The following is a 14113-nucleotide window of genomic DNA, read 5'->3' on the forward strand; positions in this document are numbered from 1 at the left end:
CTTATCCTTTCGGTTTGAATAGCAATGCGCCAATGAAGCCGAAAATAATAGCTGCAGATACGCCGGCGCTCGTTACTTTAAACATGCCGGTAATAACGCCAACGATACCATGTTTTGCAGCTTCTTCCATTGCACCGTGAACGAGTGCATTTCCGAAGCTTGTAATAGGTACAGTTGCCCCGGCTCCAGCGAAATCAATTAATGGTTCATACAAATTGAATCCATCTAATATAGCTCCAGCAACGACGAGTGTTGCCATTGTGTGAGCGGGTGTTAGTTTTACAACATCAAACATAAGTTGTCCAATTACACAAATAAGTCCACCAATGACAAAAGCCCAGAAAAAAATCATTGCGTTGCACCTCCAAATTCAATTGAAACGGCGTGAGCGATACACGGAATCGTTTCTTCTTGTTGGAATGTAAGTGGAGATAGTAAAGCACCTGTCGCAACGACAAGTATTTTTTTGAACTCTCCTCTTTTCATTCGATTTAATAAATGACCGTATACGACGGTTGCGGAACATCCTGGTCCACTAGCACCGGCTATGACAGGCTGTCCTTCTCTATAAATGAGGAGTCCGCAATCTTGAAACTGTTCGCTCATTACTTTTGTTCCGTGTTTATGTAGTAAGTCATAAGCAATTTCGCGTCCTACATGTCCGAGATCGCCTGTTACAATTAAATCGTAGTAAGAGGCATCAATTTGACGTTCGCGTAAGTGAGCTTCAATTGTGTCGACGGCAGCTGGAGCCATTGCACCTCCCATATTAAACGGATCCGTTAATCCCATATCAACGACTCGTCCGATTGTGGCAGATGTTACCCTAGGGCCGTGCCCAGTATCGCTTAAAATAGCGGCTCCTGCTCCGGTTACTGTCCACTGTGCAGTAGGCGGCTTTTGTCCACCGTATTCGGTAGGATAGCGGAACTGTTTTTCTACAGCGGTGTTATGACTTGAGGCACCAGTTAATAAATATTTTGCGCCCTTTGCGTTTACGATACTTGCCCCAAGTGCTAAACCTTCCATGGAAGTAGAACAAGCCCCGAATAATCCGAGATAAGGAGTGCCCAGTGTGCGGCAAGCAAAGCTTGTAGGGGTAATTTGATTAATTAAATCTCCTGCGAGTACGAATTGAATATCGTCTTTACGAAGTTCTGCTTTTTCAGTAGCCCGGCTACAAGCTTCTTCGAATAAAATTTTATGTGCTTTTTCATAGGAATCTTGTCCGAGCCATAAATCTTCATGAAGGATATCGAAGTCTTCTGGGATTTTCCCTTTTGCCTCAAAAGGTCCACCAACGACTCCTGTTGAAATAATAACGGGTTTGTTTTCAAATACCCACGTTCGGTGTCCTTGTAACATTTATAGCCCTCCCCATTGAACGAGAATCGTTTTAATAAGTGCGATGACAAAAGCCGAAAATACACCAAATAAAATAACAGAGCCAGCTAATTTAAACATGTTACCGCCAACACCAAGAACAAATCCTTCCGTTCGGTGTTCGATACAAGCTGCAATAACGGAGTTTCCAAATCCAGTAACAGGTACAGCTGTACCAGCACCAGCAAACTGCCCAAAACGATCGTATATACCAAATCCAGTTAGTAACATAGAAATGAAAATAAGAGTTGCGACGGTTGGATTTCCTGCCGAACGTTCAGTGAAATCAAAATATGTGATGTAAAAAGTAGAAATGAGTTGTCCGATGAAGCAAATAAAACCACCAACGAAAAAGGCTTTTATACAATTTTTTAAGACAGGTCGTTTCGGTTCGCGTTCTTGTTCGAATTTTTTATACTCCTGTTGTACAGGGGTTAAGTTTTTATCTTTACTAGACATTGCAATCCTTCCTTTTCTTTTAAAAAGCGTTAAGTGTTAGACTCCATTTTTTTACCAATGAGTTTTAATTGCTTATTAATCTCATCTTTAGATACTTTTTTTTCCTTAATCTTTCTTTCGAGCTTTTCGAGTAACATAAAGATTTTTTTATCTGTACTTACACGAACATCGAAAGTAGGGTGCTCATCACTTAGCTGCTTTTGAAGCTTTTTACGAAGCGGTTTTAATCCAAACCTTTCGTGATGCTCAGGTGTAACTGCTATGTAGAGATCTAAATTTGAATTCACTGCTGTGCTTTTTATAATTTCATCCATAGCGAGAGCTCTTTTCTTCGCTCCTTGTGATATAGATTGATTAAAGGATTCCGTACTCGTCTTTGTTAACTTTGGACCTTTTTCTTTCTCCGTTTGTTTTGCTTCTTCTTTCACTTTTTTATCTAAAGGACTATTATCACATCCGGTAAAAGAGCTAAATAGAAGTGCAAATAATGCGGTTATGAGGCCGAGTTTTCGCATAATTATCATTCCATTTCTATTGCAATATGTAATGTGATAGAAAAAGGATGACTGCATATCATCCTTTTTCTATTTCACAGCAAGATTGGTTCGTTATTGCTGTGAGTATTGTGGTTCTTCCTGTTGGACTTCTTCAACACGTGGGTTTAAAGAATCGATAATCGTTTGTGTTTGCTGCGCAGCTGTTTGAAAAAGTTGCTTAGCTTGTTGGTTATCCGTATCAAGAGCGAATCCCTCTAAGCTAGCTTGTGCACTTTTTAATCCAGAAACAGTTTGCTTTAGTTTCGTAATTACAGTCATTGAATGAAGCCCCCTTTGGAATATCAATTCATAGGTTATAATTTGTGAGTTGGGGAGAATTTATGATTGGAAAATTTAGGGGTGGAATAGATTTTATATGCTTTTAGCTAAGATGTATAAGGTATTACGGGGATATTTTTATTGATTTAGATGGATTTTATTGCTATTATTATGAGAAGAAAATGAAGTGTTTTCTATAATCATGCGCCCATAGCTCAGTCGGATAGAGCGGTGGTTTCCGGTACCACGTCTGTCGGGGGTTCGAATCCCTCTGGGCGCGCTTTTAGATTTTTAAATAATTACATGTTTTTTCTTGAAACCTTGATATAACTGGACTTATATAATTTTGTAGGAACTATCTATTTCAAATAAACTTATACGTTTAGAATTATTTTTGCACGATTTTTGCACGTTTTATATAACTGATTGGAACAAATTCAACATAGTTTGATCAACGATTCTAGATTCCTTTTGTTCCATTTCATCTAAGACATGTGAATATGTTTGTAGTGTAATTACAATATCTTTGTGGCCAAGTCTTCTTGAAATGTATTTTATATTAACGCCATTGTATAAGAGTATAGATGCATGTGTATGGCGTAATGAATGACATGTTATTGGTTTAACATTGCACCTTGCGCAAATCTTTTTAAGAACTTTGTTTACAGCGTTATTTGTTATAACTTCCATTTGATTATTAATAAAGCACAAATTTTTAGTATTCCTTAAACCTGTTTTCAGAGCATGTTCTTTTTGGTGTTTTTGTAAATCTTTTAACAGACTCACTGTTTCCTGATCAATTGTTATTGTACGTACAGATTGATAATTTTTAGTGTTACCAAAGTCATTCTTATCACGATAATCCCAAGTCTTATTGATTGTAATTGTTCTCTCTTCTAAGTCTATACAGTCCCATGTCATCCCCATTATTTCACCAAATCTTGCCCCAGTGGCTATGGCAAAAAGAATTATATATCTTGAAATGTATTGTGGTGTCAAATTTGCGCGTAATTCATCCACTATGTTTTTCATCTCTTCTTGATTGATAAACTTTAATTCTTCTGATTTTGTTTCATTTTCTCCATGTATGATAGCTTTGTAAGTAGGGTCCCTATGCAAAATTCCATCTTCAATTGCATATTTTATACATGCTTTAACGCAGTTATGTTTTTTCTTGACGGTCATTTTAGCACGTTTTTTAGATAATTCATTTAAAAAGTTTTGATATAAAACCCTATTTAAGTCTTTCATACGGACACCAATAAAATGTTCTTCGACTAATTTTACAGATTGTAAAAGGTTTTTCTCATGCGATAGACTATGTTTTCCTTTTTTATATACCTCAAACCATTCTCGCATATACTCGGAGAATAGTTTATCTTCTGCATTTAAATTATGTCCACGACTTATTTTTTTTCTAATTCACTTGCTGCAATTGCTGCTTCCTTTTTGGTCGAGAATCCACCTTGGGTTTTTGTTTTGTATTTATCTCCATCTTTATAAGAAACGCGATACCTCCAACCAGTTGCTCTTTTTTCAAAGCTTGCCAAGTTTTTCTCCTCCATTCAAAATAAAATTCACTAAAACTTTTGAATGTTTATATGTGTATCAGTTAAGAAATGAACTAAGTAATTTTTATGATAAAAAGATACTCCTTTTGTCATCCGGATATATTCAAATGCATCTATAACACAAGCCGTTGTAACTTCAAGTTCTTCTGCTATATCCCAAGGTGTTTGGATGCCTTTTTCATAGCATAGTATTAAAGCATCAATTGTAACGATTCGGAGGCAGCCTATTTTTCGGGCTTGGAATTCTTGCTGACGTTCGGTAATAGTTTCCTGTTTAATTATATTACCTATGCCTTTCTCAAAGTGAGCTATTTCCTCACTAACTGTTACGTACTTTTCTGCAATGGTTTGATTAAGATTATTATTGATATATATTTCACTACCAACACAAAGTCCACTTAACCCATTAGGCATCTCATTATTAAAGTTGAAAGTTATTTCTGGATATTGTGCTATAAGTGTTTCCAACTTGTTCATATAAATGCTCCTATTTTCTTTTACTTTTAACAAAATTAATGAAGTCCATTACCTCTTGTAGTTCTTCTTTGCTTAAATTATCTTCCATGTGAGCTGCGATTACCATATGAGGATCCTCTTCTGTTTCCTGATCCTTGTTTATAGTGATAATCCCTGATACATCATCATCAGTAATTCTTTCTCCTTTTTCCAGCTTTTCTGCTATCGTAAAGAAACTTTGGGGACTTACCTGTAATGCCTTTGCATAATTTTGTATATCTAACTCATCAAGTGTGCTATTTCTATTTTCATGACCAGATATGGTGCTTTGTTTATAACCAGTAATTTTTTCTAAATCTTTTTGAGTCATTCTTCTGTATTTACGTAAATATTTGATCGCTGGACCCAGAATATTTTTTTTCAATTTCAAGTTACCTCCATCCATTGATACGATAAGGATAGTATACTCTAAAATAACGCGTGATACAATAAAAATATTGTGCATCGTAATATTATTTTTGTGTATAGCTTGAATAATATCGAGATATGCGATATTATTTGGTCATCGGATAATTCGGAGGTGACACAATGACTGTTAAAGAAGAAATTAGAAAGAAATATTTAAAACCTAAACGAATTTTAAAAAGAGAAAGAATGGCACGTGATATCACGATTGCAGAAATGGCAATTGCATTGGGGATCAATAGAGACGCATACTCTGCGAAGGAAAAAGGGAAATTTTCATTTTCGGATTATGAGATGCAAGTTATTAAAAAAAAGTTAGGCTTACCAATTGAGTATCTTTTTTTTATAGATTAATATCGAGTATCTCAATATTTTAAGGAGGGTTTTTAGTGGAAAAAGAAAAAACATGGTGGGAAATGAAAGATTTAAAAAAAGCTACTGGATATAGTTATGGTTGGTTAACACAAAATATTCTTTACAAACCTTGTTATAAAAAAATATTGGATATTAATAACGGTGGTTTTGTTTATTACCCAGAGTCTAGAGGGAAAAAGTGGTTGTTTATAGCTGATAGAATGCAAGAGTTTCTTGAAAAGCATTTTAATCAGATTGTGAGTAGATAAAAGCAAGTTAACTTACATATATCTATTAAGCCAATAAATCTTAAGGAGAGTGAAAAGCATGAACGGAGGTGAGTTAATTGAAAAATGGTAAAAAGCCAACAAAAAAAGAAAAGATTCATATTAAATCATACAATTTGAATCCTGATAATTGGTTGATTTTTAAAAAAGTAAGTAATGAATTGCATTTGGTGCATCGTAATACGAATAAAACTAAAGTTATTTCGAATTTGTAGAGGGGGAAATTAACATGAATCATTTAACAGTAGCAAACGAACAAGCATTAGTATTTGAAAACAACGGAAAAGTAGTAACAGATAGTCTAATGATTGCTGAAATGTTTGTAAAGACACATGACAATGTGTTGAAAGATATTAGAAAACAAATTGAATATGCGGGACCTGAATTTTCACTCGTAAATTTTCACGAGTCAAATTATGAAAATGAGCGTGGGCGAAAATACCTTAAGTATAACTTAACAGAAGAAGCTTTCACGTTGGTTGCAATGAGTTACAACACAAAAGAAGCTGTTCAAATGAAAATTAAGTTTATTGAAGAGTTTAAACGAATGAAACAACACATACAAAATCAGCAACAACTTCCTAAAGATCCAATGAGTATTCTGAAACTCACATTTGATGTTTTAGAAGGTCAAAAACAAGAAATTCAAGATATTAAATCAGATGTGAAGGATTTACGAGAAAATGCCCCTTTATATGCTATTGAATGTGATGAAGTATCAAAGGTTGTAAGAAAGTTAGGTGTTCTTCTATTAGGTGGTAAGGAATCTAATGCTTATCGGGATGTTAGCCTTAGAAAAAAAGTGTATAGCGATATTTATAGTCAATTACATAGAGAGTTTGGAATTAGTAGTTATAAAGCTATTAAACGTCATCATTTAGATAGAGCGATTCAAATCATTAATGAAGAATATTCACTTCCAATCATTTTAGAAGAAGAAATTACAGCTACAAATGCACAAATAAATATGGCGGAAGTTCAATAGGAGGAGCAATCATGCAACAAAAGATTTTAGTGATTACAAGTAATTTCGCAGGTTTTCCAGGTATCAGTGAATTTCACTCAAAAGATGCTGCGAAAGAAGAAGTTAAAAAGTTAATTCAAAAAGGTGTAAGTCCAAAATTAATTCGTGTAACGCAAGAAATCCCTATGAATATTGATATTCAAGTAGATGTTGAATTTTAAGAAGGAAGGCTTAGGTGAGAAAAATAATGGAAGTCATGATTGATTTAAATACATTTGCTGATGGAGCACTTGCTGAAAGATTTCATCAAGAGTTTGAGCGTGTAATGGAAAATATGGCGGATTTAAATACTGATCCTAAAAAAGCAAGAAAGATTGTTTTAACACTTTCGTTTGCTGGTGATAAAAAACGTGATGTATGGAATTGTCAGGTTCAAGCCACTTCAAAACTAGCACCAACAGAAGCGGTAGAGTCTAAGATTCTATTAGATATGGACCAAAACGGAAATTTAGTTGGTCAAGAGTTATCTTCTGGAATCCAAGGACAGTTTTATATGGATCTACAGGGTGATGTGAAAACAGATGTTGGACAACCTGTAGAAGAAGTAGAAGAAAATCAGGCTGCTGAGAAGCAAACAGTAGTAATCGATTATATGAAAAGTAAATCTAATTAAGAAAAGGGGAAATAAAAATGACTATGACAAGAGAAGCAATTGAAAAGGTATTAGAGATTGGAACGATTGAAACACATAAAATCGGGGAACAAACTTATTCAACACAACGATTACATCTTGTGCAAGAACCAACACCAGCGGAAATTATTGTTCGTAGTTTATCTGGTTTAGTAGGTTATGTGAAATCAGAATTTGACACAACTGAACCTGTAATGATTCATATTGTAAACCCAACAACGGTAAGTTGCTTTACTGCTGTTAATGGAGATAAGGCTAGAAGTACTTATATCGAAGCACAAGCATCTATTCCACGTTTTAATTTTGGAAGCTTTTATGACAGAGAAGAATTTAATATTGCATTGCAATCAGGTTTTGTACAAAACAATCATCGAGACATTGTTTTGCAGGTAGTAGGTACGGTTGTAGAAAATGATGTTAAGGAAATTGGAGATGATGGTGTATCGCAAGCTGTAACGGTGAAAACAGGAGTTGCGAGTAGAGGGAATGCAAAAGTACCTAATCCAGTGCAATTAAGCCCATATAGAACATTTGTTGAAGTGGAACAACCAGAAAGTAAGTTTGTGTTTAGAATGCGTGAAGGTGCTCGTTGTGGTTTGTTTGAAGCTGACGGTGGGGCTTGGAAATTAGAAGCAATGAATAACATTAAAGAGTACCTAAATAACGCATTATCGCAAGAAGTGGAATCTAAAAAGGTGTTTATTTTAGCCTAATGGACATTATAACGGTAGAAAGTACAACGAATGTCTGTATCTTTGGATTAGGGATAGCGGTACTTGCGTATGTAGTTTATAAAGGCGGTACTTTCATTGAACAAAAATTTGATGAAAGTGATCGCTTAGAAAGGGAGGCTTTAGTGATGGGAATAGAAAGCCGAGTTCTTCCGGAACATCTAGAAAAGGCTTTGGAATTAGAAGAGGAGCGTAGAGAGTGTATACAAAATCTGCATCTGTTATATAAACAAATGAACCAGGCAAATAAGAAAAGGAATAAAACTTTGTATCTTGAATTACATAACGCTTATCAGAAGCAAAGTATAAGAGATTTAGAGATATCAAAACAGTTATCAGCTATGTATTTTAAGAAACAGAAAAGTGATCGTGAAGCAGAAAGAACAGAGGTTTTTCGTGTAGCAGATCGTCTTGAAAAGGTTGGTGGCAGAAAAGAAGTAGTTGAAAGAATTCGCAAGAATGCATAAGAGAAGAACCCGCTGCAACGGGTCCTAAAGAAAGAATAATAATACGTATTATAACAATTAATTGATGTTTTGGAAATAGGAGAGGTAGGAAATATGGGTATTTTTCGAGTGAAAAAGGATACGAATTATTCGGTTATACACAATACGCCTTTGCGCGATGAAAATTTAAGTTGGAGGGCAAAGGGGTTATTGGCTTACATGCTTTCTTTACCGGATGATTGGACATTTCATGCTACTGAATTAAGTCAACATGCCAAGGATAGCGAGAAAACAACAACAAGTATCCTAAAAGAGTTGAAAAAGGCAGGGTATTTGAAGAGATATCCAATCCAAAATTCAGAAACAGGGAAAATTTCACATTGGGAAACCATTGTTTATGAGTTACCAACCATAGATACCAAAAACCATAGGGTGGATAAACCACCTAGTGGTGAAACCACTGAGTGGAAAAGCCACCCTATGGATGAACCACATGATGGTGAAACCACCGAGTGGACGAACCACCCTATGGAAAAATGCCGACTACTAAATACTAATTCTTTACTAAGTACTAATAATATACAAAATACTAATTATTATCATGATGATAATAAAGAATCGAAATCACATGTATTAGTCGATGAAGAATTTAAAGTCAGTTATAACTTTTTAAAAGGTGAAGGAATTCCATTAAGTGAAATTGCCATTACGGAATTAGGAGAGTTTTGTGATTCGTTTGGTAGCGAATTAATTAAACATGCTGCTCACAAAGCCATTGATGAAAATAAACCAAAATGGAATTATATTAAGGCTATTTTGAAAAGCTGGGAAAAGCAAAAAGTAAAAACATTAGATGATGTTGCTGCATTAGATAGACGCTTTGAAATGAGTAAGAATAAGCGATTGAATGGTTCGGGACCAGGTCGTTCAAATAGAAAAGAAATTGTTCCAGATTGGTTACGTGAAGATGTTGAGCCAACTAAAAAAGAAATTGAAAAGCAAAACTCGCAATCTATTGATGAAGAGCGTGAGAGATTGCAAGAAATGCTAAACAAATATAAATCATAGGAGCGATTTACATGTTAAATCCATTTGAAGATGTAATTGGTGAAGAGTGTTATGAATGCGAAAATCCTTTTCCTGAGTCTGATATGAGTAAAATATATATTTCTGGTTTGGAAAGAACTTTATGCAAGCAGTGTAGAGAGCAGCTTGAACAGAGAGTAAAAGTGTTAGATTTTCGTGTCATTCATGATGTTCTAAAGGAATTGATAAAAGGATTTGGCCGAGAGAAAGTCCGTCAATTTGATTTAGTAACTGCAAAAAGATACGTGATTGACAACGAAGTAGATCTAACGATTGAAAAACGTGGTGGCAAGTTCAATCAAGAACTTTTAGGTGAATTTGTTTCCTTATCTACTGAAGAGTTAATCACAGTCATCGAATTTTTAATGAGAAAAATGAATCCTAATCTATGGATGAATGCTGTGATAGGGAACGTGTTAGAGCAACGAATGATTATTACACTTTCACCGATAGAAGGTGAGTTAAATGACTGAACAAATTACAATGGATCATGATTTTATTTATGAGCCACTAATAGATACATACATGGTGGATATTATTACAGAATCAGGATTTAAATTAGAATTTTGTGAAGCTGAAACGAAAGAAGAAGCGGCATTAAAAATTCGTGAAAAATATCGTAAGAATTATAGTTTTAAGATTCGTAGTATTGAAGTTTCGAATAGATCGTTAAAAGAAATTCAAGAACTTAACTAACAATTGAATAGGAGAAGATACTCATGCGGAATCCATATGATTATTATATAACTCCAGAAGAATACGAAGTAGCAGCTGAACACGGAATTGGTCGCAATTTATTAGATTATAGGATTAGAAATTTGGGTTGGGATAAAAATCTCGCAATAACTAAATCACCTCGAAAATCAGAATGGTCTAAAGTGAAAGAAATTGCTTTAAAAAATAATATTAGCAGAACTACATTTAATAACCGAAGAAAAAGAGGATGGAGTTTAATAGATTCAATGACTAAGCCTCCATTGAGTCGCGAGGAAGCTTTGGAGCGTGCAAATGAATGCAGATGTGTACTGACATATGAACAATTACAACAGGCAGAGAGAATTGGATTAAAACGAAGTACAGTCTATGATCGGCTTAAAAAATTGAAATGGAATATGGAGGATGCGATAACAACACCAGTATTAACACGATCAGAATGTGCGAAGAGGTCTTATTGGGCCAATATGGTTATTCCATTGAGAGAAGAACGAATGAATCGCAGAAAGCTAACTTATATAGCAAAGTAGTTTGAATTCATAAATCTTTAATTAAGGAGAGATAGGGAATGAATTTACAAATTGATGAAAAGAATGTAGCTGCTGGTCAATGGGTTGTATGCAAATTGAAGGATAACAAAGTTATTACACAAGTGAAACGAGTGATTAAAGATACATTTAACAATAAAGTGGAATTATGGGGATCGTGGGGATGTGAAGGAGCAATACATGGTGATTGGGGCTACAATCATGCGAATAAATGTAGATATGCCACAGTTGAGGAAATCAACGCAGAAAGTGTAAGACGTGTATTTGCACAAAAGGGACGTAAGCCAAATGAGTATCGTTCTGGTGATATTGTAACAGATGACGTGTACGCATCTCGTGTTTTACACGTAATGGATGATAGAGCAACAGTAGAAGTTATGAATTTGCATCAAACGTATGAAGTAGCAACAGGAAATTTAGAAATTCTATTTTTCGCTGAAGATATGGCTGGATAAAGTAAGTGAATAAAAGGAGTGATGCTATGTTCTCGTTATTTGTAGGAATTATAGTGTTTATCATGGTGTTGTCATTTTTATGGATTATAGCAGGTAAATTAGGAGTTTTTGAGTGTATTGGAAACGTAGTATTAAAAATTAAAAACATGTTCAAGGAGGAAAAATAAAATGAATACAAAGAAAATTGTAGGTGCAGCAGTAGTAGGATTCAGTCTTTTAACAGGCGGAATTTTAACTGCAATGAGCGTAAAGGTGATTGACCAGGGGCATGCAGGTGTTGTTTATAACAGAAGTACAGGAATTGAAAAAGAAACTTTAGGGCAAGGATGGCACTTAGTTTCACCATTTAAACGTGTAACAGCTTATCCTATTTCAACAGAAACGGTTAAAGTGGGTAAATTCAGCGTACAAACCAAAGATGGTAAGCCTTTAACAGTGAGTCTATCTTATGATTACATGAATGATGCAGAGAAACTGCCTAAGATTTATAACAAATTCAAAGGACAAGCTCCAGATGTGATTGAGAACGGGTGGTTGCAGACTCGGCTTAAGAAAGCTACATTAAACGTTTTCTCTAACTATTCAGTTCTTGAGGTATTTCAACATCAAGGGGAGATTAACGGAGCAATCGAAAAAGAGTTTAGAAAAATGGTAGACACTACTGGATTCTTAGTAGATTCCGTTACGCTAGAAGCGCCTAAACCAGATGCAAATACAGCGAAAGCAATTCAAGGAGTAGTAGACGCTCAACAAAACCTTGAAAAAGCTGAGATTGAGAAAAAGCAAGCTACAATCAATGCAGAGAAAGCTATTGAAGAAGCAAGAGGGAAAGCTGAAGCGAATGAGATTATTAAGAAGTCTTTAACTCCAGAAATTGTAGAAATTAAAAAAATTGAAAAATGGGATGGTAAGTTACCGCAAGTAAGTGGAGAAGCTAATCCGATGATTCAAGTTAAATAGATTATGTTCCCAGGACTTTCTGAAATGAGAGAGTCCTGGAGTGTTATTAAATTTGAATTTTATAAGCAAAGGAGAATGCAAAGTGCAGAAATGCAATTATGTTGGTTGTAAAAGTGATGCGACAACTAAGGGGTTTGTATTAGCAAGAGATTCACAAGGTAGAAAGCACCTTCCTACAGATGTGTTTGCATGCGATAAACATAAAAAATCTAAAAGTTTCTTTGAATATAAAGTTACAAAGGCATAATTAACAAAATAGTATTTGAGAAAGGAGTTATTATTATGGCTTACAGTGGGGATCATGGAGCTGCGTTTGAGAATCTAATTAATTTTTCGAATGATATGTACAAGAGAAAGAACATAGCATTAATTACAAAACGTGCTACACCTGTAGTTGTTACAAGGTTATTTAAAGATGGAAGAATAAAAGAAGGATATTTCGAAAAAAAGTCAACCGTTGATTATGACGGAATATATAAAGGGCGAATGATAGCATTTGAAGCAAAAGCGACAACAAATAAGACAAGCTTTGCTTTACAAAATATATCACCACATCAAATTGAGTATCTAGAACAAGCTGAAAAGTTGGGGGTGATTTGTTTCTTCTTAATTGAATTTAGTATAGAGCATTCCATTTTCTTAGTTCCGTTTGAATTAATAAAAGAATATGTTCATGCTGCGAAATTAGGTGGACGGAAATCAATACCACGAGCAGTATTTAATGATAAGGCTTATCTTGTAAAACCAACTGATAGGGCGTTAGTAGATTACTTGTATTATGTAGATAAGTTAGAGTGGGTAGCGATATGAATAAAAAAGAAGCCCGTATTGCAATTTTAGATTTACAAGAGAAACATTGCACAGGTTGTGATTATAGATGTAGTAGGGATGTAGCACATTGTTGGACAGAATGTGCTACAGGAATAAGAATAAATGAATTAGGCGTTTTGTTAGGTGGTCGTATTGGTACGGACCAGAAGAAAACAAGAACAGTGAAAGAATGGAATGCATTTTGTAAGAAGGCAGTAACTATGAGTGATAAAGGAATGACATATGTGGGAATTGCAAAGAAATTGGGTGTGACTACAGCAAATTTGCATACTCAAATGAAAAAACGAGGATTGAAATAATTAATTTCACATACTGTAATTGTGATATCAAAATAAAAGACAAGTTTCGACAAAGAAACAACTGTCAGAACCTTAGTAATTTGGAGTTATTTTTCTTTTTGAATACAAATAGATGTACAAGTGTTAAAGCGTCTTAGAAAGGAAAATAAACGTGTTTTATGAGGTTTGTTGTTTTAAATAGAAAGTAGGTGAATCATCATTTGTTTGACTGGCTGAAAGACTATCAGAAATTAGAAGAAAGAATTGCATACTTAGATTACAACTTAGATAAAGCAAAAGCTGAATTGAAACGCTGGGTCAGTGGTGATTTGCGAGAAGTACGTTTAACTGCTGAATCGGAAGGTGCAAAAGTAGAAGAACGTATTGAAGCAATTGAATATGAGTTAGCAAATGAAATGAATGCCATGTATGACCTTATGGAATTGATTAATAAGTTTAAAGGGCTAGATAATCAAATACTTGTGAAGAAATACATATATGGTATGACATTAGAACAAATAGCATGGGATTTAAATTACAGTCCGAATTACATTAAACGTAAGCATGCCGAAGTAAGAAAGATAATAAAGTTTGTGGATGATTTATAAGGTTACTTTTT

General features: G+C 34.7%; 25 protein-coding genes, 1 tRNA gene and 1 pseudogene. 19 read left to right on the top strand and 8 right to left on the bottom strand.

The window, feature by feature from the left end:
- Position 1: 1 nt before the first annotated feature.
- The 5 genes from spoVAE to MHI28_RS20040 form a co-directional block, all read right to left on the bottom strand.
- On the bottom strand, positions 2 to 352 hold the full coding sequence (gene spoVAE, locus MHI28_RS20020) for a stage V sporulation protein AE (RefSeq protein ID WP_000575924.1): 351 nt from the start codon (positions 350 to 352) through the stop codon (positions 2 to 4).
- The gene (spoVAD, locus tag MHI28_RS20025) at positions 349 to 1365 is read right to left on the bottom strand and encodes a stage V sporulation protein AD (RefSeq protein WP_000938953.1); all 1017 of its coding nucleotides are present in this window, start codon (positions 1363 to 1365) and stop codon (positions 349 to 351) included. The genes spoVAE and spoVAD overlap by 4 nt, the downstream gene beginning before the upstream one ends.
- Positions 1366 to 1842 carry a stage V sporulation protein AC gene (gene spoVAC, locus MHI28_RS20030; protein WP_000095399.1) on the bottom strand — a complete coding sequence of 159 codons (477 nt, stop codon included), beginning with the start codon at positions 1840 to 1842 and terminating at the stop codon, positions 1366 to 1368. It abuts the gene before it with no gap.
- A 29-nt stretch (positions 1843 to 1871) separates the two neighbouring features.
- A complete protein-coding gene (locus MHI28_RS20035) occupies positions 1872 to 2357 on the bottom strand; it encodes a YhcN/YlaJ family sporulation lipoprotein (protein ID WP_001228537.1) in 486 nt (161 codons plus the stop codon).
- A 93-nt stretch (positions 2358 to 2450) separates the two neighbouring features.
- Positions 2451 to 2657 (bottom strand): DUF1657 domain-containing protein, encoded by a 207-nt coding sequence (locus MHI28_RS20040; protein WP_000216166.1) that lies wholly within the window; start codon positions 2655 to 2657, stop codon positions 2451 to 2453.
- A gap of 204 nt (positions 2658 to 2861) precedes the next feature.
- Here MHI28_RS20040 and MHI28_RS20045 point away from each other — a divergent pair.
- Positions 2862 to 2937: transfer RNA gene (locus MHI28_RS20045), tRNA-Arg, on the top strand.
- A 134-nt stretch (positions 2938 to 3071) separates the two neighbouring features.
- Here the strand turns inward: MHI28_RS20045 and MHI28_RS20050 are convergent.
- From MHI28_RS20050 to MHI28_RS20060, 3 genes and pseudogenes are all read right to left on the bottom strand, one after another.
- Positions 3072 to 4207, bottom strand: a pseudogene (locus tag MHI28_RS20050) (tyrosine-type recombinase/integrase).
- 30 nt (positions 4208 to 4237) lie between these two features.
- Positions 4238 to 4705 carry a hypothetical protein gene (locus MHI28_RS20055; protein ID WP_001037137.1) on the bottom strand — a complete coding sequence of 156 codons (468 nt, stop codon included), beginning with the start codon at positions 4703 to 4705 and terminating at the stop codon, positions 4238 to 4240.
- A gap of 10 nt (positions 4706 to 4715) precedes the next feature.
- Positions 4716 to 5108, bottom strand: coding sequence for a helix-turn-helix domain-containing protein (locus tag MHI28_RS20060; RefSeq protein ID WP_086402613.1), 393 nt, complete (start codon positions 5106 to 5108; stop codon positions 4716 to 4718).
- 164 nt (positions 5109 to 5272) lie between these two features.
- Here MHI28_RS20060 and MHI28_RS20065 point away from each other — a divergent pair, with 164 nt between their 5' ends.
- The 18 genes from MHI28_RS20065 to MHI28_RS20150 all read left to right on the top strand — a co-directional run bounded on the left by MHI28_RS20065 (position 5273) and on the right by MHI28_RS20150 (position 14102).
- Entirely contained in the window at positions 5273 to 5503 is a 231-nt protein-coding gene (locus MHI28_RS20065) for a helix-turn-helix transcriptional regulator (RefSeq protein WP_000216290.1), read from the top strand.
- 35 nt (positions 5504 to 5538) lie between these two features.
- Positions 5539 to 5772 carry a DUF771 domain-containing protein gene (locus MHI28_RS20070; protein WP_000410023.1) on the top strand — a complete coding sequence of 78 codons (234 nt, stop codon included), beginning with the start codon at positions 5539 to 5541 and terminating at the stop codon, positions 5770 to 5772.
- Between the two features lie 77 nt (positions 5773 to 5849).
- Positions 5850 to 6005, top strand: a complete 156-nt coding sequence (locus MHI28_RS20075) for a DUF6906 family protein (RefSeq protein WP_325856245.1) — start codon at positions 5850 to 5852, stop codon at positions 6003 to 6005.
- A gap of 14 nt (positions 6006 to 6019) precedes the next feature.
- The gene (locus tag MHI28_RS20080) at positions 6020 to 6775 is read left to right on the top strand and encodes a Rha family transcriptional regulator (RefSeq protein WP_086388102.1); all 756 of its coding nucleotides are present in this window, start codon (positions 6020 to 6022) and stop codon (positions 6773 to 6775) included.
- A gap of 11 nt (positions 6776 to 6786) precedes the next feature.
- Complete coding sequence (locus MHI28_RS20085) at positions 6787 to 6975, top strand: hypothetical protein (RefSeq protein ID WP_340828216.1); 189 nt, start codon at positions 6787 to 6789, stop codon at positions 6973 to 6975.
- A 26-nt stretch (positions 6976 to 7001) separates the two neighbouring features.
- Positions 7002 to 7427, top strand: a complete 426-nt coding sequence (locus MHI28_RS20090; protein ID WP_340828217.1) for a replication terminator protein — start codon at positions 7002 to 7004, stop codon at positions 7425 to 7427.
- Positions 7428 to 7444: 17 nt separating this feature from the next.
- Positions 7445 to 8158, top strand: coding sequence for a hypothetical protein (locus MHI28_RS20095; RefSeq protein WP_340828218.1), 714 nt, complete (start codon positions 7445 to 7447; stop codon positions 8156 to 8158).
- Positions 8158 to 8643, top strand: a complete 486-nt coding sequence (locus MHI28_RS20100; RefSeq protein WP_340828219.1) for a hypothetical protein — start codon at positions 8158 to 8160, stop codon at positions 8641 to 8643. The genes MHI28_RS20095 and MHI28_RS20100 overlap by 1 nt, the downstream gene beginning before the upstream one ends.
- A 93-nt stretch (positions 8644 to 8736) precedes the next feature.
- The gene (locus MHI28_RS20105; protein ID WP_098398331.1) at positions 8737 to 9690 is read left to right on the top strand and encodes a DnaD domain protein; all 954 of its coding nucleotides are present in this window, start codon (positions 8737 to 8739) and stop codon (positions 9688 to 9690) included.
- An 11-nt stretch (positions 9691 to 9701) separates the two neighbouring features.
- Positions 9702 to 10181 (top strand): hypothetical protein, encoded by a 480-nt coding sequence (locus MHI28_RS20110; RefSeq protein ID WP_340828220.1) that lies wholly within the window; start codon positions 9702 to 9704, stop codon positions 10179 to 10181.
- Positions 10174 to 10404 carry a hypothetical protein gene (locus MHI28_RS20115; protein WP_016125614.1) on the top strand — a complete coding sequence of 77 codons (231 nt, stop codon included), beginning with the start codon at positions 10174 to 10176 and terminating at the stop codon, positions 10402 to 10404. The genes MHI28_RS20110 and MHI28_RS20115 overlap by 8 nt, the downstream gene beginning before the upstream one ends.
- 23 nt (positions 10405 to 10427) lie before the next feature.
- The gene (locus tag MHI28_RS20120) at positions 10428 to 10952 is read left to right on the top strand and encodes a hypothetical protein (protein WP_340828221.1); all 525 of its coding nucleotides are present in this window, start codon (positions 10428 to 10430) and stop codon (positions 10950 to 10952) included.
- A 38-nt stretch (positions 10953 to 10990) separates the two neighbouring features.
- Positions 10991 to 11425 (top strand): hypothetical protein, encoded by a 435-nt coding sequence (locus MHI28_RS20125; protein ID WP_340828222.1) that lies wholly within the window; start codon positions 10991 to 10993, stop codon positions 11423 to 11425.
- Positions 11426 to 11593: 168 nt separating this feature from the next.
- Complete coding sequence (locus MHI28_RS20130) at positions 11594 to 12385, top strand: prohibitin family protein (RefSeq protein ID WP_340828223.1); 792 nt, start codon at positions 11594 to 11596, stop codon at positions 12383 to 12385.
- An 82-nt stretch (positions 12386 to 12467) separates the two neighbouring features.
- On the top strand, positions 12468 to 12632 hold the full coding sequence (locus tag MHI28_RS20135) for a hypothetical protein (RefSeq protein ID WP_001168009.1): 165 nt from the start codon (positions 12468 to 12470) through the stop codon (positions 12630 to 12632).
- Between the two features lie 35 nt (positions 12633 to 12667).
- The gene (locus MHI28_RS20140) at positions 12668 to 13195 is read left to right on the top strand and encodes a Holliday junction resolvase RecU (RefSeq protein WP_199691797.1); all 528 of its coding nucleotides are present in this window, start codon (positions 12668 to 12670) and stop codon (positions 13193 to 13195) included.
- Positions 13192 to 13515, top strand: coding sequence for a hypothetical protein (locus MHI28_RS20145; protein ID WP_042596893.1), 324 nt, complete (start codon positions 13192 to 13194; stop codon positions 13513 to 13515). The genes MHI28_RS20140 and MHI28_RS20145 overlap by 4 nt, the downstream gene beginning before the upstream one ends.
- Positions 13516 to 13715: 200 nt before the next feature.
- Positions 13716 to 14102, top strand: a complete 387-nt coding sequence (locus tag MHI28_RS20150; RefSeq protein WP_000460743.1) for a hypothetical protein — start codon at positions 13716 to 13718, stop codon at positions 14100 to 14102.
- Positions 14103 to 14113: the final 11 nt, after the last annotated feature.

Origin of the sequence: Bacillus sp. FSL K6-0268 (assembly GCF_038005425.1) — a bacterium.
GTDB lineage: Bacteria > Bacillota > Bacilli > Bacillales > Bacillaceae_G > Bacillus_A > Bacillus_A thuringiensis_S.